This window comes from Streptomyces sp. NBC_00299 (assembly GCF_036173045.1).
GTDB classification, from domain to species: Bacteria; Actinomycetota; Actinomycetes; order Streptomycetales; family Streptomycetaceae; genus Streptomyces; species Streptomyces machairae.
Window position 1 is genome coordinate 1,870,352 of sequence record NZ_CP108039.1, and the last position, 14,854, is coordinate 1,885,205.

Annotated in this window: 13 protein-coding genes; 11 read left to right on the plus strand and 2 right to left on the minus strand. The window is 69.5% G+C overall.

Annotated features, from left to right (window positions below):
* The first annotated feature begins 68 nt into the window (after window positions 1-68).
* From OHT51_RS08125 to OHT51_RS08135, 3 genes are all read left to right on the plus strand, one after another.
* Window positions 69-1,646 (plus strand): alpha/beta hydrolase, encoded by a 1,578-nt coding sequence (locus tag OHT51_RS08125; protein WP_328878227.1) that lies wholly within the window; start codon window positions 69-71, stop codon window positions 1,644-1,646.
* Window positions 1,647-1,735: 89 nt separating this feature from the next.
* Window positions 1,736-2,134, plus strand: a complete 399-nt coding sequence (locus OHT51_RS08130) for a RidA family protein (RefSeq protein WP_328878228.1) — start codon at window positions 1,736-1,738, stop codon at window positions 2,132-2,134.
* A gap of 53 nt (window positions 2,135-2,187) precedes the next feature.
* The gene (locus OHT51_RS08135; protein WP_328884268.1) at window positions 2,188-2,721 is read left to right on the plus strand and encodes a GNAT family N-acetyltransferase; all 534 of its coding nucleotides are present in this window, start codon (window positions 2,188-2,190) and stop codon (window positions 2,719-2,721) included.
* A gap of 63 nt (window positions 2,722-2,784) precedes the next feature.
* On the opposite strand, the gene OHT51_RS08140 is transcribed toward OHT51_RS08135, so the two are convergent.
* Complete coding sequence (locus OHT51_RS08140) at window positions 2,785-3,360, minus strand: adenylosuccinate lyase (protein WP_328878229.1); 576 nt, start codon at window positions 3,358-3,360, stop codon at window positions 2,785-2,787.
* Window positions 3,361-3,761: 401 nt separating this feature from the next.
* Here OHT51_RS08140 and OHT51_RS08145 point away from each other — a divergent pair, with 401 nt between their 5' ends.
* On the plus strand, window positions 3,762-5,567 hold the full coding sequence (locus OHT51_RS08145; RefSeq protein ID WP_328878230.1) for a 3-hydroxyacyl-CoA dehydrogenase family protein: 1,806 nt from the start codon (window positions 3,762-3,764) through the stop codon (window positions 5,565-5,567).
* A 184-nt stretch (window positions 5,568-5,751) separates the two neighbouring features.
* Window positions 5,752-6,564: a TetR family transcriptional regulator gene (locus tag OHT51_RS08150; RefSeq protein WP_328878231.1), complete on the plus strand. Its 813-nt coding sequence runs from the start codon at window positions 5,752-5,754 to the stop codon at window positions 6,562-6,564.
* Window positions 6,565-6,727: 163 nt separating this feature from the next.
* On the opposite strand, the gene OHT51_RS08155 is transcribed toward OHT51_RS08150, so the two are convergent.
* Window positions 6,728-7,495 carry an NAD(P)/FAD-dependent oxidoreductase gene (locus OHT51_RS08155; RefSeq protein ID WP_328878232.1) on the minus strand — a complete coding sequence of 256 codons (768 nt, stop codon included), beginning with the start codon at window positions 7,493-7,495 and terminating at the stop codon, window positions 6,728-6,730.
* 440 nt (window positions 7,496-7,935) lie between these two features.
* Here OHT51_RS08155 and ccrA point away from each other — a divergent pair, with 440 nt between their 5' ends.
* The 6 genes from ccrA to OHT51_RS08185 all read left to right on the plus strand — a co-directional run bounded on the left by ccrA (window position 7,936) and on the right by OHT51_RS08185 (window position 14,848).
* A complete protein-coding gene (gene ccrA, locus OHT51_RS08160; RefSeq protein ID WP_328884269.1) occupies window positions 7,936-9,273 on the plus strand; it encodes a crotonyl-CoA carboxylase/reductase in 1,338 nt (445 codons plus the stop codon).
* 17 nt (window positions 9,274-9,290) lie between these two features.
* On the plus strand, window positions 9,291-11,339 hold the full coding sequence (locus OHT51_RS08165) for a protein meaA (protein WP_328878233.1): 2,049 nt from the start codon (window positions 9,291-9,293) through the stop codon (window positions 11,337-11,339).
* Window positions 11,336-12,295, plus strand: coding sequence for an HpcH/HpaI aldolase/citrate lyase family protein (locus tag OHT51_RS08170; protein ID WP_328878234.1), 960 nt, complete (start codon window positions 11,336-11,338; stop codon window positions 12,293-12,295). Before OHT51_RS08165 ends, OHT51_RS08170 begins: the two co-directional genes overlap by 4 nt.
* A 5-nt stretch (window positions 12,296-12,300) precedes the next feature.
* Window positions 12,301-12,813, plus strand: a complete 513-nt coding sequence (locus OHT51_RS08175; protein ID WP_328878235.1) for a MaoC family dehydratase — start codon at window positions 12,301-12,303, stop codon at window positions 12,811-12,813.
* 2 nt (window positions 12,814-12,815) lie between these two features.
* The gene (locus OHT51_RS08180) at window positions 12,816-14,021 is read left to right on the plus strand and encodes an acyl-CoA dehydrogenase family protein (protein ID WP_147995852.1); all 1,206 of its coding nucleotides are present in this window, start codon (window positions 12,816-12,818) and stop codon (window positions 14,019-14,021) included.
* Between the two features lie 170 nt (window positions 14,022-14,191).
* A complete protein-coding gene (locus OHT51_RS08185) occupies window positions 14,192-14,848 on the plus strand; it encodes a phosphatidylserine decarboxylase (protein WP_048579466.1) in 657 nt (218 codons plus the stop codon).
* Window positions 14,849-14,854 lie beyond the last annotated feature (6 nt).

The window sequence follows — 14,854 nt, forward strand, 5'->3', positions numbered from 1 at the left end:
GTTCCGGGATGAATGCGGCCGGGATCGTGGCCTTCGCGGTCCCGCACCCTCCGTCCTGGGAGGACCCCATGGGAAGACGCGCAGCCGTGCTGTGCGGCGCCGCCGTCGTCATGGCCGCAACCGTGACGGCCGTCCCCGCCGGAGCGAGCGCCACCGACACCGCGGACACCTTCAAGACCGCACCTCTGACCTGGAAGAAGTGCGGCACGACGAAATACCCGACGCTGCAGTGTGCGTCCCTCGACGTGCCGCTCGACCACACCGAACCGCGCGGACGGCAGATCACCCTCGCGCTGTCCCGCGTCCCGCACACCGCGAAGAAGTACCAGGGCCCGCTGCTGGTCAACCCGGGCGGCCCCGGCGGCAGCGGTCTCATGCTCGCCGGATTCGTCGCCTCCGCACTGCCCAAGGCGGTGGCGGCCCAGTACGACGTCATCGGCTTCGACCCGCGCGGCGTCGGCAGGAGCAAGCCTGCCGTCAACTGCAAGCCCGGCCACTTCGCCCCGGTGCGCCCGGACTCCCTGCCGAGCACACCGTGGATCGAGCGGGCCAACCTGCTGCGCGCCAAATCCTTCGCGAGGGCCTGCGGCAAGAAGTACGCGGACGTGCTGCCGCACCTCAACACCGTCAGCGCCGTGCGCGACATGGACCGCATCCGCGCGGCACTCGGGGCACAGCAGATCAACTACTTCGGTTACTCGTACGGCACCTACCTCGGCGCGGTCTACGCCAAGCTCTTCCCGCACCGGGTGCGGCGTGCGGCCCTCGACTCGGTCGTCGACCCCACCGGCGTCTGGTACGAGGCCAACCTCGCGCAGGACGTCGCCTTCAACGACCGGCACCGCGCGTTCCTGGCGTGGGTCGCCAAGTACGACCGGACGTACGGGCTCGGCACCGATCCGTCGAGGGTCGAGGCCGCGTGGTACCGGATGCGGGCGGCCCTGGCCAGGACGCCGGCCGGCGAGAAGGTGGGCGCCGCCGAGCTGGAGGACACCTTCCTGCCCGGCGGTTACTACAACGGCTACTGGCCCTACCTCGCCGAGGCGTTCGCCTCGTACGTGAACGACGGGAACGCCGACCCGTTGGTCGAGGCGTACGAGAGATTCGGCGCCGCCAACGCGTCCGACGAGAACAGCTACAGCATCTACGCCTCCGTGCAGTGCCGGGACGCCGCCTGGTCCCGCGACTGGCAGCAGTGGCGGACGGACAACTGGTCCGTGCACGCGAAGGCACCGTTCATGACCTGGAACAACGCCTGGTACAACGCGCCGTGCGCGTTCTGGCCGCAGGACCCGCTCCCGTCGGTGAGCATCACCAACGGCAAGGTGCCACCGGTGCTGCTGTTCCAGTCGACCGACGACGCGGCCACCCCGTACCAGGGCGCCGTGACGGTGCACCGGCAGCTGGCCCGCTCCAGCCTGGTGGTCGAGCGGGGCGGTGGGAACCACGGCGTCACGCTGGGCGGGAACTCCTGCCTGGACAAGCACCTCGCGGCCTACCTCGCCGACGGCACGGTGCCGCGCGGCGCAGGTGAGGTCGACGCGGTGTGCGAGGCGCGGCCCGACCCGAAGCCGCTGAGCTCCAAGGTCGTGTCGGCGGCGGCGCGCGGCGCGGAACTGCACCGGCTGGTCGGCTTCCGCCACTGAGCGCTTGATCGCCGGTCGCCGGTCGCCGGTCGCCGGTCGCCTGACGGTCCGTCGGGGGCGTTGTCAGACCCATGGTCCACCATGGACGCATGAGTGAGCTGGCCAGGATTCCCGCCCCCGACGGGGTCGCCCCCGCCGCCCAGTACACGCATGTCGTGCTCGGCACCGGCCGCTTCGTCGCCGTCTCCGGCCAGCTCGCCCTGGACGAGGACGGCAAGCTGGTCGGCGAGGGCGACCCCGCGGCCCAGGCCCGCCAGGTCTTCGAGAACCTGAGGCGGTGCCTGACCGCGGCCGGCGCGACCTTCGACGACGTCATCAAGCTCACCTACTTCGTCACGGACATGGCCCACATGCCCGCCCTCCGCACGGCCCGCGCCGAGCACATACCCGACGACCGGCTCCCGGCCGCGTCGGCGGTCCAGGTCGCCGGCCTGGTGCGCCCGGAGTTCCTTATGGAGGTCGAGGCGTTCGCGGTGCTGCCCGGTTAATCGGGAGCAGGCCGGGGTGGCGGGTGGCTACGGTGCTGTCATGGATGGCGACGATGGATGACGACGGGATTCGGATCCGCCCCATGGCCCTGGCCGACTGCGACCGCGTCGCCGAGATCCGCATCGGCGGCTGGCGGACCGCCTACAAGGGCCTGATCCCGCAGTCGCACCTGGACGCCCTGGACGTGGCCCGGGACGCCGAACGCCGCCGCGGCTACTTCTCGCAGGCCGACGGCAGTGTGGTCGACCTGGTCGCCGAGCAGGACGGCCGGATCGTCGGCTGGGCCTGCCACGGCCCGTACCGCGACGGCGAGGTGCGGACCGGGGAAGCCGAGTTGTACGCCATCTACGTGGACCCGGTGCGATACAGGGCCGGCATCGGGCAGGCCCTTCTCCAGCAGGCGGTACGCCGGTGCACCGCCGCCGGACACGCCCGCATGTTCCTGTGGGTCCTCAAAGACAACGACCGCGCCCGGCGCTTCTACGAACGCGCGGGCTTCCGGCCGGACGGGGCCGAGGAGCCCTTCGAGGTGGATGGCGTCGAGGTGCCCGAGGTACGGTACGCGCGTGCGCTGAGGGTCGGCTGACAGGGGCGTCGCTCGTGCGCGTTGCCCCCCGTTCTTGCGCGTTGCCGCCTGTCGGCCGGGGCCTCACCGCTGGTGCGGGATGCGCGCCAGCGCCCGTACCGCCGCCTCCGCGAGGGTCGGGTGGGCCAGGGCCTCGTTCAGAATGCGTCTGGCCCGGGTGTCGCCGAGGGTGCCGAGGCCGTCCACGCAGGCGAGGGCCACGCGGCGATAGGGGTCGTGCGGGCGCAGGCGTCGCTCCAGGGTGGTGATCAGCGCGGGCACGGCCTCGGGGGCACGCAGTTCGACCAGGAGCCGGACCGGGTGCAGGGCGTAGGCGACGCGGAGTTCGTTGGTGGCGAGGGCGGCGGCCGCGCGGGCGGTGCGCGGGTCGCCGAGGCGGGCGAGGGCGTGGGCGGCGGAGGCGCAGCGTTGCGGGTCGCGATGGTTGAGGAGCAGGACGAGGGACTCGAAGGCCCGCCGGTCCCCGGCGATGCCCAGCCGGAACGCGGCCAACTCCCTGGCCCACAGCGGCTGCCCCGGCGCGGTGAGCACGTCGGCCAGTTCGCCCAGGTCCTCGGTCGTCACGAGGCGGTCGTACGCGGCGGACGCCCCGGACTCCTGCCGTAAGCGCTCCGTGAGCGATCGCAACTCTTCGTCCATGAAGGCGAGCGTATGCAAGCGGCCCGCTTCTCGGGACCTACATCACAAAGACGGGGGCTGGCGTGCTCGTTACCCACCGGTTAAGCTCATACGAGCGAGTCACCCACTCGCAGATTTGCTTGCAGCGGCCTGGTGACGCAGCCGCCGCGAGTGCTGGTCGGTTCGGTACTTCGAGTACCTCAGTACGACTCGGCTCCGGGACAGGGCCGGTCGGATCCTCCGTTCCCCGGGGCGTGTGCACGCCCCTCGGCGACGGCACCGGGCGTGTGCGCCAGTAGCCCGGCAACACCCGCACTCACTCCTCTTCGCACCCGGTGCGCTCACAGTTCGGCCCCAGTGGGGCCGGCCTCGGCGCACCCGGGCGCGCTCCCAGTCGTCACCCTCATTCCTGGAGTCCCGCGATGGCCACTCCCCTGTCCGACACCCCTCTGTCCCCGCTGAAGACCGTTGCCGTCGTCGGCCTCGGCACCATGGGCACCGGCATCGCCGAGGTCCTCGCCAAGGCCGGCCGCGACGTCATCGGCATCGACATCAGCGAGGCCGTGACCGCCAAGGCCGTCGCCGCCCTGGAGTCCTCGACCGCCCGCGCCGCGGAGCGCGGCAAGCTGACCGAGGACGAGCGCGCGGACCTCCTCGCCCGCGTCCGCACCTCCACCGACCTGCGGGCCGCGGCCGACGCCGACCTGGTCATCGAGGTGGCGCCGGAGTCGTACGAGATCAAGCAGCAGATCTTCCGCGAGCTGGACGGCATCGTGCGCCCGGAGACGATCCTGGCGACCGGCACCAACGCCCTCTCGGTCACGCGGCTGGCCGCCGACTCCTCCCGCCCGGAGCGGGTGCTCGGTCTGCACTTCTTCAACCCGGCGCCGGCGATGCGGCTGGTCGAGGTCGTCTCCTCCGTACTGACCGCGCCGACCGCCGTCTCCGCGGTCACCAACCTCGCCCTGGACCTCGGCAAGGAGCCCGTCGCGGTGGGCGACCGGCCCGGATTCGTCGCCGACGGGCTCCTGTTCGGCTACCTCAACCAGGCGGCCGCGATGTACGAGGCGAAGTACGCCTCCCGCGAGGACATCGACGCCGCGATGCGGCTGGGCTGCGGGCTGCCGATGGGCCCGCTGGCGCTGCTCGACCTGATCGGCATCGACACCGCGCGCAAGGTCCTGGAGGCCATGTACGCCGAGTCCCGCGACCGCCTGCACGCCCCCGCGCCGATCCTCAAGCAGCTCAGCGAGGCGGGCCTGACGGGCCGTAAGTCGGGCCGCGGCTTCTACACGTACGAGGCGCCGGGCAGCGCCGCCGTCGTGCGGGACGCGCTGACGCCGCTGGACGGCGCCGCACTCACGCCGGGCCGTGAGGTCCGCTCGGTCGGTGTCGCGGGCTCCGGCACGATGGCGTCCGGGATCGCGGAGGTCTTCGCGAAGGCCGGGTACGAGGTCGTGCTCGCCGCCCGCAGCGAGGAGAAGGCGCAGACCGCGAAGGCCCGTATCGGCAAGTCCCTTTCTCGCTCTGTCGACAAGGGCCGGATGACCGCCGAGGTCGCCGCGCAGACCCTGGATCGGATCACCGCGGCGGGTTCGTACGACGCGTTCGCCGACGTCGATCTGGCCGTCGAGGCCGTCGCCGAGGACCTGGAGATCAAGCGGCAGCTGTTCGCGACGCTGGACAAGGTCTGCAAGCCGGGCGCGGTGCTGGCCACCACCACCTCCTCGCTGCCCGTCGTCGCCTGTGCCCGCGCCACTTCGCGTCCGCAGGACGTGATCGGCATGCACTTCTTCAACCCGGCGCCGGCGATGAAGCTGGTCGAGGTCGTCCGCACGGTGCTGACGGCCGACGACGTCCACGCGACGGTCCGCGAGGTCTGCGGCAGGATCAGGAAGCACGCCGTGGACTGCGGCGACCGGGCCGGATTCATCGTCAACGCGCTGCTGTTCCCGTACCTGAACAACGCGATCAAGATGGTGCAGGAGCACTACGCGACGCTGGACGACATCGACGCGGCGATGAAGCTGGGCGGCGGCTACCCGATGGGCCCGTTCGAGCTGCTGGACGTCGTCGGGCTCGATGTGTCCCTTGCGATCGAGAAGGTCCTGCACCGCGAGTTCCGCGACCCGGGCCTGGCTCCGGCGCCGCTGCTGGAGCACCTGGTGGCCGCGGGCTGCCTCGGCCGCAAGACGGGCCGTGGCTTCCGCGAATATGCCCGGCGCTGAGCGGCCCGGGGACTGGTTCGGAGCGGGTCAGGAGTGGGGCGGGCTGCTGGATCCCGGCAGCTCTCCCCCGACCACCCGGTGCGGCTCGGCCCCGCCCGCCGAACCCGGCGTTCCCCCGCCCGCCGAGGGCGGGGGAAACCCCGTACATGCGCATCAAGCTGCGCACATGCAGTACGTTCGGGTCATGCCCCAGCCCGCCAAGTCCTCACGTACACCAGCCGCGCCCGACGCACCGGAAAGTGCCGCAGGCAGTCGCGCGGCCGCCCAGCGGCTCAAGATGCGCCGCGAACTGGCGGCCGCGGCCATGGAGCTGTTCGCGACCAAGGGGTACGAGGCAACCACCGTCGACGAGATCGCGGCGCAGGCCGGGGTCGCCCGCCGCACGTTCTTCCGCCACTTCCGCTCCAAGGAAGAGGCGATCTTCCCCGACCACGACGACACGCTGATCCGCGCGGAGGCGGTGCTCAACGCGGCGCCCGCGCACGAGCACCCGCTCGACACCGTGTGCCGGGGCATCAAGGAAGTCATGAAGATGTACGCGGCCCGGCCGGAGATCTCGGTGGCCCGCTACAAGCTCACGCGCGAGGTGCCCACCCTGCGGGAGGCGGAGATCGCGTCGGTGGCCCGCTACGAGCGCCTGTTCACCCGCTATCTCCTCGGCCACTTCGACGAGCACGCCCACGACGACGACGCCAATGACGACCCGCTGCTGGCGGAGGTCGCCGCGTCGGCCGTGGTCACCGCGCACAACCACGTCCTGCGGCGCTGGCTGCGGGCCGGCGGACAGGGCGATGTGGAGGCGCAGCTCGACCACGCCTTCGCGATCGTGCGGCGGACGTTCGGGACGGGGATCGGCGCGGGACGGGAGACCGCGCCGCGTACGGTGCCGGCCTCCGTGGCCGGCCAGGGCGAGGTACTCGTGACCGTGGCGCGGACCGACGCGCCGCTCGACGAGGTGATGCGGACCATCGAGCAGGCGCTGAAGGAGCGGGCGTAGAGCGCCACCGGGAGGCGGGAGGCCTCCTGCGCTGTGGGGGCCTTCTGGCGGCGAGGCCCTCCGCGGGAACCAATGGCCCGACCCGTCCGTCCTCCATGTCGACGTGGGGCTGCCCTGAGCGATGACCGCTCGGGGCGGGCGTCCCAGCCTCGCGGCGGCATGATCAGCCGGACAGGCCCTGTCCCCGGCGCAGCCGGACCGATCGGGACGGGGCGAACCTCGACGCCAGTCCCGGGTCCGCCTCCCTCGTGAGCGGCCCCGCCACCAGCCGTCCCGTCGCCGGGGCCGGCATCAGGCCCAGCATGGTGTGGCCGGTGGCGAGCAGGATCCGGGGGCGGCCCGGTACCGGGCCGATCGGGGGCAGGCCGTCCGGGGTCATCGGGCCCTGTCGGAAGCGGTCCGGGTCCCGGTCGAACTCCATGGTCCCGGCGGCCATCTCGATCCGTACGCCGAGCGAGGCGCACACGTCCCGGGACCAGACGTCCGCGGCGATCACGACAGCGTCCGCCGTGTAGGTCCCCGCGCCGGTACGGACCTCGACGCGATCCGCGTCCTCCCCGACCGCCGTCCCCCGAGCACCCTCGACCAGCTCGGCCCCGTCGCGCCGCAGTCGCTCGGCGAGCGTGTCGACGAACTGCCCGGGATCCACGGTCCATTGACGCTCCACCAGGAACCCGGCGCCCGGGCGACGGGCCCGAGAGCGGGCTCCGTCTCGGCCGGCGCCGCACTCCGGAGCACCCCCTCGGGCGCGACCGGTGCGCCCAGCCGGCGGAAACCCGCCAGCCCGTGCGCGGCGCCCTCGTACGACGGGTGCCGGGGCGTGCTGCGCTCGTGCGGACCGCGGAGCGCCTCGCCGTCCCCTGCAACACCCTGCTCCACCGGCTGACGAAGATCGAGGTGCTGAGCGGGCGCGCGTACGGGAGGCGCGCACCCCGCGATGGCCATGTACCTGGCATGTCTGGCCGATGCCCTCCAGGCGACCGACTGACGACGATTGGTGACCGATAGCGCCCGATTACCGCCTACTCGTCGGTAGCTTTGATCGATCATCGCTCATTTGTTACGTAAAGATTTCATCTGAGAGCAAGTTCTGGCACCCAGTGCCTTGCCGGATGACACGCCGTGCCATACGTTGAAAGTGTCCGGGCGGCCGGCGTGCAGAGACCTTTCGTACGTCGGCTGTCCCCGCAAACCCCTCCCGGGGCCTGCGCGCCCGGACGCCTGCGTCACAGGCAACCTCCCGCGCCACAAAGCGCTGCCGAACAGCACAACAGCCGAACCGACGGCAACCACCAAAACCCTCAGCAGCACCGACGTAACCCTCAGCACCCCTCCCTCAGGGTGCGTATCGCCGGAGGCAACACCGTGACCGTGAAGGACATCCTCGACGCGATCCAGTCGCCGGACTCCACGCCCGCCGACTTCGCCGCCATGCCGCTCCCCGAGTCGTACCGCGCGATCACCGTGCACAAGGACGAGACGGAGATGTTCGCGGGCCTGGAGACCCGCGACAAGGACCCGCGCAAGTCGATCCACCTCGACGACGTGGCGCTGCCCGAGCTCGGCCCGGGTGAGGCCCTGGTGGCCGTCATGGCCTCCTCGGTCAACTACAACTCGGTGTGGACGTCGATCTTCGAGCCGCTGTCGACCTTCGGGTTCCTGGAGCGCTACGGCCGGCTCTCCGAGCTGACCAAGCGCCACGACCTGCCGTACCACATCATCGGTTCCGACCTCGCGGGTGTCGTCCTGCGCACCGGCCCGGGCGTCAACTCCTGGAAGCCCGGTGACGAGGTCGTCGCGCACTGTCTGTCCGTCGAGCTGGAGTCCAGCGACGGCCACAACGACACGATGCTCGACCCCGAGCAGCGCATCTGGGGCTTCGAGACGAACTTCGGCGGCCTCGCCGAGATCGCGCTCGTCAAGTCCAACCAGCTCATGCCCAAGCCGGGCCACCTGAGCTGGGAGGAGGCCGCCGCTCCGGGCCTGGTCAACTCCACCGCGTACCGCCAGCTGGTGTCCCGCAACGGCGCCGGCATGAAGCAGGGCGACAACGTCCTGATCTGGGGCGCGAGCGGCGGACTCGGGTCGTACGCCACGCAGTTCGCGCTGGCCGGTGGCGCCAACCCGATCTGTGTCGTCTCCAGTGAGCAGAAGGCGGACATCTGCCGCTCGATGGGCGCCGAGGCGATCATCGACCGCAGCGCCGAGGGCTACAAGTTCTGGAAGGACGAGCAGACTCAGGACCCGAAGGAGTGGAAGCGCTTCGGCAAGCGCATCCGCGAATTCACCGGCGGCGAGGACATCGACATCGTCTTCGAGCACCCCGGCCGCGAGACCTTCGGCGCCTCGGTCTTCGTCACGCGCAAGGGCGGCACCATCACCACCTGCGCCTCCACCTCGGGCTACATGCACGAGTACGACAACCGCTACCTGTGGATGTCGCTGAAGCGGATCATCGGCTCGCACTTCGCCAACTACCGCGAGGCCTGGGAGGCCAACCGGCTCATCGCGAAGGGCAAGATCCACCCGACGCTGTCGAAGGTCTACTCCCTGGAGGAGACCGGCCAGGCGGCCTACGACGTGCACCGCAACCTCCACCAGGGCAAGGTCGGCGTTCTGTGCCTCGCCCCCGAGGAGGGCCTCGGCGTGCGCGACGAGGAGATGCGCGCCAAGCACATCGACGCCATCAACCGCTTCCGCAACATCTGAGACACCCGAGGTCATAGATGACTGAGCGTCAGCCCGCCGAAGGCAAGCGGGAGAAGGACCGGCCGTGGCTCATGCGCACGTACGCCGGTCACTCCACGGCCGAGGCGTCCAACGAGTTGTACCGGCGCAACCTCGCCAAGGGCCAGACCGGTCTGTCGGTCGCGTTCGACCTGCCGACACAGACCGGCTACGACTCCGACCACATCCTCGCCCGCGGCGAGGTCGGCCGGGTCGGCGTACCGGTGGCCCATCTCGGTGACATGCGCCGGCTGTTCCAGGACATCCCCCTGGAGCAGATGAACACCTCGATGACGATCAACGCCACCGCCATGTGGCTGCTGGCGCTCTACCAGGTCGTCGCCGAGGAGCAGGGCGCGGACATCACCAAGCTCCAGGGCACGACCCAGAACGACATCGTCAAGGAGTACCTGTCGCGGGGGACCCATGTCTTCCCGCCGGGGCCCTCACTCCGGCTGACGACGGACATGATCACGTACACGGTCTCCCACATCCCGAAGTGGAACCCGATCAACATCTGCAGCTACCACCTGCAGGAAGCGGGCGCCACGCCGGTCCAGGAGATCGCGTACGCGATGTCCACCGCGATCGCGGTTCTCGATGCCGTACGCGACTCAGGGCAGGTCCCCGCCGAGAAGTTCGGGGACGTCGTGGCCCGTATCTCCTTCTTTGTGAACGCGGGCGTCCGCTTCATCGAGGAGATGTGCAAGATGCGGGCGTTCGGGCGGATCTGGGACCAGGTCACGCGCGAGCGCTACGGCATCGAGAACCCCAAGCAGCGCCGCTTCCGGTACGGCGTCCAGGTCAACTCCCTCGGTCTGACCGAGGCGCAGCCGGAGAACAACGTCCAGCGGATCGTCCTCGAGATGCTGGCCGTGACCCTCTCGAAGGACGCACGCGCGCGTGCCGTGCAGCTGCCCGCCTGGAACGAGGCACTGGGTCTGCCCCGGCCCTGGGACCAGCAGTGGTCGCTGCGCATCCAGCAGGTGCTGGCGCACGAGAGCGATCTGCTGGAGTACGAGGATATCTTCGAGGGCTCGCACGTCATCGAGGCGAAGGTCGCGAAGCTCGTCGAGGAGTCTCTCGCCGAGATCGACCGGATCCAGGAGATGGGCGGTGCGATGGCCGCCGTCGAGTCGGGCTACCTCAAGTCGCAGCTCGTCTCCTCGCACGCGGAGCGCCGCGGTCGTATCGAGTCCGGTCAAGAGAAGATCATCGGCGTCAACATCTTCGAGACGACCGAGCCGAATCCCCTCACCGCCGACCTCGACACGGCGATCCAGACGGTCGATCCGGCCGTCGAGGCCCGTGTCATCGGCTCCCTGGAGCACTGGCGCGACACCCGCTACCAGCCGCCCTTCAACCACCCGCGCCCGTGCAAGGCGCTGGACCGGCTGAAGGAGGCCGCCAAGGGCACCGCCAACCTCATGGAGGCCACCCTGGAGTGCGCCCGCGCCGGTGTCACGACCGGCGAGTGGGCCGGGGCGCTGCGCGAGGTGTTCGGGGAGTTCCGGGCGCCGACGGGCGTGTCGTCAGCGCCGGTTGCCGTCCCCGCGGAGGAGGGCTCGGCCATGGCCGACGTCCGCCGCAGGGTCGACCTGACGGCGAAGGACATGGGCGTCGGCAAGCTGCGGTTCCTGGTCGGCAAGCCGGGCCTGGACGGACACTCCAACGGCGCCGAGCAGATCGCCGTGCGGGCGCGTGACGCCGGCTTCGAGGTGGTCTACCAGGGCATCCGCCTGACGCCCGAACAGATCGTGGACGCGGCCCTCGCGGAGGACGTGCACGCGGTCGGCCTTTCCATCCTGTCCGGCTCGCACGCCCAGCTCGTGCCGGACGTGCTGGAGCGCCTTCGTGTGGCCGGTGCCACAGAGATACCCGTCATCGCCGGTGGGATCATCCCCAATGGCGACGCCGAGCAGCTCAGGGCCGCGGGTGTGGCCGCCGTCTTCACCCCGAAGGACTTCGACATCACCGGAATCATCGGCCGCATCGTCGACGAGATCCGGAAAGCGAACAAGCTCGACCCCCTGGAGGTCCCCGCATGACCGTCAACCGTCTGCGTCCCCGCCGCTCGTGTCTCGCGGTCCCGGGAAGCAACCCCCGCTTCCTCGAGAAGGCGCAGGGCCTGCCGGCGGACCAGGTCTTCCTCGACCTGGAGGACGCGTGCGCCCCGCTCGCCAAGCCCGAGGCGCGGCACACCATCGTCAAGTTCCTCAACGAGGGCGACTGGACGGGCAAGACGCGGGTCGTGCGCGTCAACGACTGGACGACCGAGTGGACGTACCGTGACGTCGTGACCGTCGTCGAGGGTGCCGGCCAGAACCTCGACTGCATCATGCTGCCGAAGGTGCAGACCGCCCAGCAGGTCGTCGCCCTCGACCTCCTGCTGACCCAGATCGAGAAGACGATGGGCTTCGAGGTCGGCAAGATCGGCATCGAGGCGCAGATCGAGAACGCGCAGGGCCTGAACAACGTCAACGAGATCGCGACGGCGTCCCAGCGCGTCGAGACGATCATCTTCGGCCCGGCCGACTTCATGGCGTCCATCAACATGAAGTCGCTGGTCGTGGGCGAGCAGCCGCCCGGCTACCCGGCGGACGCCTACCACTACATCCTGATGAAGATCCTGATGGCCGCCCGCGCCAACGACCTCCAGGCGATCGACGGCCCCTACCTCCAGATCCGCAACATCGACGGCTACCGCGAGGTCGCCCAGCGCGCCGCGGCCCTCGGCTTCGACGGCAAGTGGGTGCTGCACCCGGGCCAGGTCGAGGCGTCCAACGAGATCTTCTCGCCCTCGCAGGAGGACTACGACCACGCCGAGCTGATCCTGGACGCGTACGACTACTACACGTCCGAGGCGGGCGGCAAGAAGGGCTCGGCGATGCTCGGCGACGAGATGATCGACGAGGCCAGCCGCAAGATGGCGCTGGTCATCTCCGGCAAGGGCCGCGCGGCCGGCATGCAGCGCACGAGCAAGTTCGAGATCCCGGAGGCCTGAGCGCGATGCAGTTCGGACGCACCTACGAGGAGTTCGAGGTCGGGGCGACGTACAAGCACTGGCCGGGAAAGACGGTCACGGAGTACGACGACCACCTGTTCTGTCTCCTCACGATGAACCACCACCCGCTCCACATGGACACCAACTATGCGGAGAAGACGACGGACTTCGGCAAGAACGTCGTCGTGGGCAACTACATCTACTCCCTCCTGCTCGGCATGTCGGTCCCGGACATCTCCGGCAAGGCCATCGCCAACCTGGAGATCGAGTCGCTCAAGCACGTGGCGCCGACCTTCCACGGCGACACGATCTACGGCCAGACGACCGTGCTCGACAAGTGGCCGTCGAAGTCGAAGAACGACCGCGGCATCGTCTACGTCGAGACCAAGGGCTACAAGCAGGACGGCACGCTCGTGTGCGTGTTCCGCCGCAAGGTGATGGTGCCGACCGAGACGTACATCAAGGAGCGCGGCGGCGAGCAGCCGGGCCGCCCCGAGCTCACGGAGCAGGAGAAGTAGCCATGGCGCGACTCGCCCAGACCGCCGGTCTGACCGACATCCAGCAGGAGATCCTCTCCACCGTCCGCGACTTCGTGGACAAGGAGATCATCCCGGTCGCCACCGAGCTGGAACACCGCGACGAGTACCCGCAGCAGATCGTCGACGGTCTGAAGGAGTTGGGCCTGTTCGGCCTGATGATTCCCGAGGAGTACGGCGGTCTGGGCGAGTCGCTCCTGACGTACGCGCTGTGCGTCGAGGAGATCGCCCGCGGCTGGATGTCGGTGTCCGGCATCATCAACACGCACTTCATCGTGGCGTACATGCTCAAGCAGCACGGCACGCAGGAGCAGAAGGACCACTTCCTGCCGCGCATGGCGGCCGGCGACATCCGCGGCGCCTTCTCGATGTCGGAGCCGGGCCTGGGGTCCGACGTGTCGGCCATCACGTCGAAGGCGGTGAAGGACGGCGAGGAGTACGTCCTCAACGGCCAGAAGATGTGGCTGACGAACGGCGGCACGTCCTCTCTGGTCGCCGTTCTCGTCCGAAGTGACGAAGGACACCCCGAGGGCACCGCGCCCCACAAGTCGATGACGACCTTCCTCGTCGAGAAGGAGCCCGGCTTCGGAGAGGTCCGCCCCGGCCTCACCATCCCCGGCAAGATCGACAAGATGGGCTACAAGGGCGTCGACACGACCGAGCTCATCATGGACGGCCTGCGCATTCCGGCCAATCGGGTGCTCGGCGGCGTCACCGGCCGAGGTTTTTACCAAATGATGGACGGCGTCGAGGTCGGCCGCGTCAATGTGGCGGCGCGTGGCTGCGGCGTCGCTCAGCGTGCCTTCGAACTCGGCGTCCGGTACGCCCAGCAGCGTCACACCTTCGGCAAGCCGATCGCCCAGCACCAGGCCATCCAGTTCAAGCTGGCCGAGATGGCTACCAAGGTCGAGGCGGCGCATGCCATGATGGTGAACGCGGCACGCAAAAAGGACTCCGGGGAGCGAAACGACCTTGAGGCTGGGATGGCGAAGTACCTCGCCTCCGAGTACTGCAAGGAGGTCGTCGAAGATGCCTTCCGGATCCACGGCGGCTACGGCTTCTCCAAGGAGTACGAGATCGAGCGCCTCTACCGAGAGGCTCCGATGCTGCTTATCGGTGAAGGTACCGCCGAGATCCAGAAAATGATCATCGGTCGCAGGTTGCTCGAAGAGTATCGGTTCCAGGGATAGATGTGCGGGTTCGGGGTGTTTTCTCCGAGAAGAAGATCACACCCCGTCAACACTCTTCAGCCGCCGACTCGGCTTCCTGGCTTGCCCAGTTGTGGCCCGCGCCCGGTACGATCCCCGGAAAGCCGCCGTCCCCCGTCGAAGCGCGGCATCATCCGCTACGAAGGTCATCCATGCCCCACAGCCAAACCTCTGCACCTCGCGACAGCCGGGCCGGCGTACGCCTCGCGCGCGGAGCATCGCCGTGGCTTCTCCCGACCGTCGCCACCGCAGCCCTCAGCCTGGCCCGCGCACGCCGCTCCGGCGTCGCCAAGGCCGTGGCCGTGCCCGCCACCGCGCTCGCGGCGGGCATGCTGTGGTTCTTCCGCGACCCCGAGCGCGAGATCGCCCAGGGCCGGGTCATCTCGCCCGCCGACGGTGTGGTGCAGAGCATCATGCCGTGGAAGGACGGCCGCACTCGCGTCGCGATCTTCATGAGCCCGCTCAACGTCCACGTCAACCGTGCGCCGCTCTCCGGAACGGTCACGTCCGTGGAGCACATCCCTGGCGGGTTCGTTCCGGCGTTCAACAAGGAGAGCGAGAACAACGAGCGCGTAGTCTGGCATTTCGACACCGAACTCGGCGACATCGAGATGATCCAGATCGCCGGCGCGGTGGCCCGTCGCATCGTTCCTTACATCCCGCAGGGCACGAAGGTCGAGCAGGGCGACCGTATCGGTCTGATCCGCTTCGGCTCCCGTGTCGACATCTACCTGCCCGAGGGCGTGGAGGTCGCGGTCGAGGTCGGGCAGAAGACCGTGGCTGGGGTGACTCGCATTGACCGTGATTGATCCTGA

What these genes read in the sequence shown, in the direction of transcription:
- OHT51_RS08125 (WP_328878227.1), top strand. Translation starts at nt 69, where the DNA reads ATGGGAAGACGCGCAGCCGTGCTGTGCGGCGCCGCCGTCGTCATGGCC.
- OHT51_RS08130 (WP_328878228.1), top strand. Translation starts at nt 1,736, where the DNA reads ATGAGTGAGCTGGCCAGGATTCCCGCCCCCGACGGGGTCGCCCCCGCC.
- OHT51_RS08135 (WP_328884268.1), top strand. Translation starts at nt 2,188, where the DNA reads ATGGATGACGACGGGATTCGGATCCGCCCCATGGCCCTGGCCGACTGC.
- OHT51_RS08140 (WP_328878229.1), bottom strand. Translation starts at nt 3,360, where the DNA reads ATGGACGAAGAGTTGCGATCGCTCACGGAGCGCTTACGGCAGGAGTCC.
- OHT51_RS08145 (WP_328878230.1), top strand. Translation starts at nt 3,762, where the DNA reads ATGGCCACTCCCCTGTCCGACACCCCTCTGTCCCCGCTGAAGACCGTT.
- OHT51_RS08150 (WP_328878231.1), top strand. Translation starts at nt 5,752, where the DNA reads ATGCCCCAGCCCGCCAAGTCCTCACGTACACCAGCCGCGCCCGACGCA.
- OHT51_RS08165 (WP_328878233.1), top strand. Translation starts at nt 9,291, where the DNA reads ATGACTGAGCGTCAGCCCGCCGAAGGCAAGCGGGAGAAGGACCGGCCG.
- OHT51_RS08170 (WP_328878234.1), top strand. Translation starts at nt 11,336, where the DNA reads ATGACCGTCAACCGTCTGCGTCCCCGCCGCTCGTGTCTCGCGGTCCCG.
- OHT51_RS08175 (WP_328878235.1), top strand. Translation starts at nt 12,301, where the DNA reads ATGCAGTTCGGACGCACCTACGAGGAGTTCGAGGTCGGGGCGACGTAC.
- OHT51_RS08180 (WP_147995852.1), top strand. Translation starts at nt 12,816, where the DNA reads ATGGCGCGACTCGCCCAGACCGCCGGTCTGACCGACATCCAGCAGGAG.
- OHT51_RS08185 (WP_048579466.1), top strand. Translation starts at nt 14,192, where the DNA reads ATGCCCCACAGCCAAACCTCTGCACCTCGCGACAGCCGGGCCGGCGTA.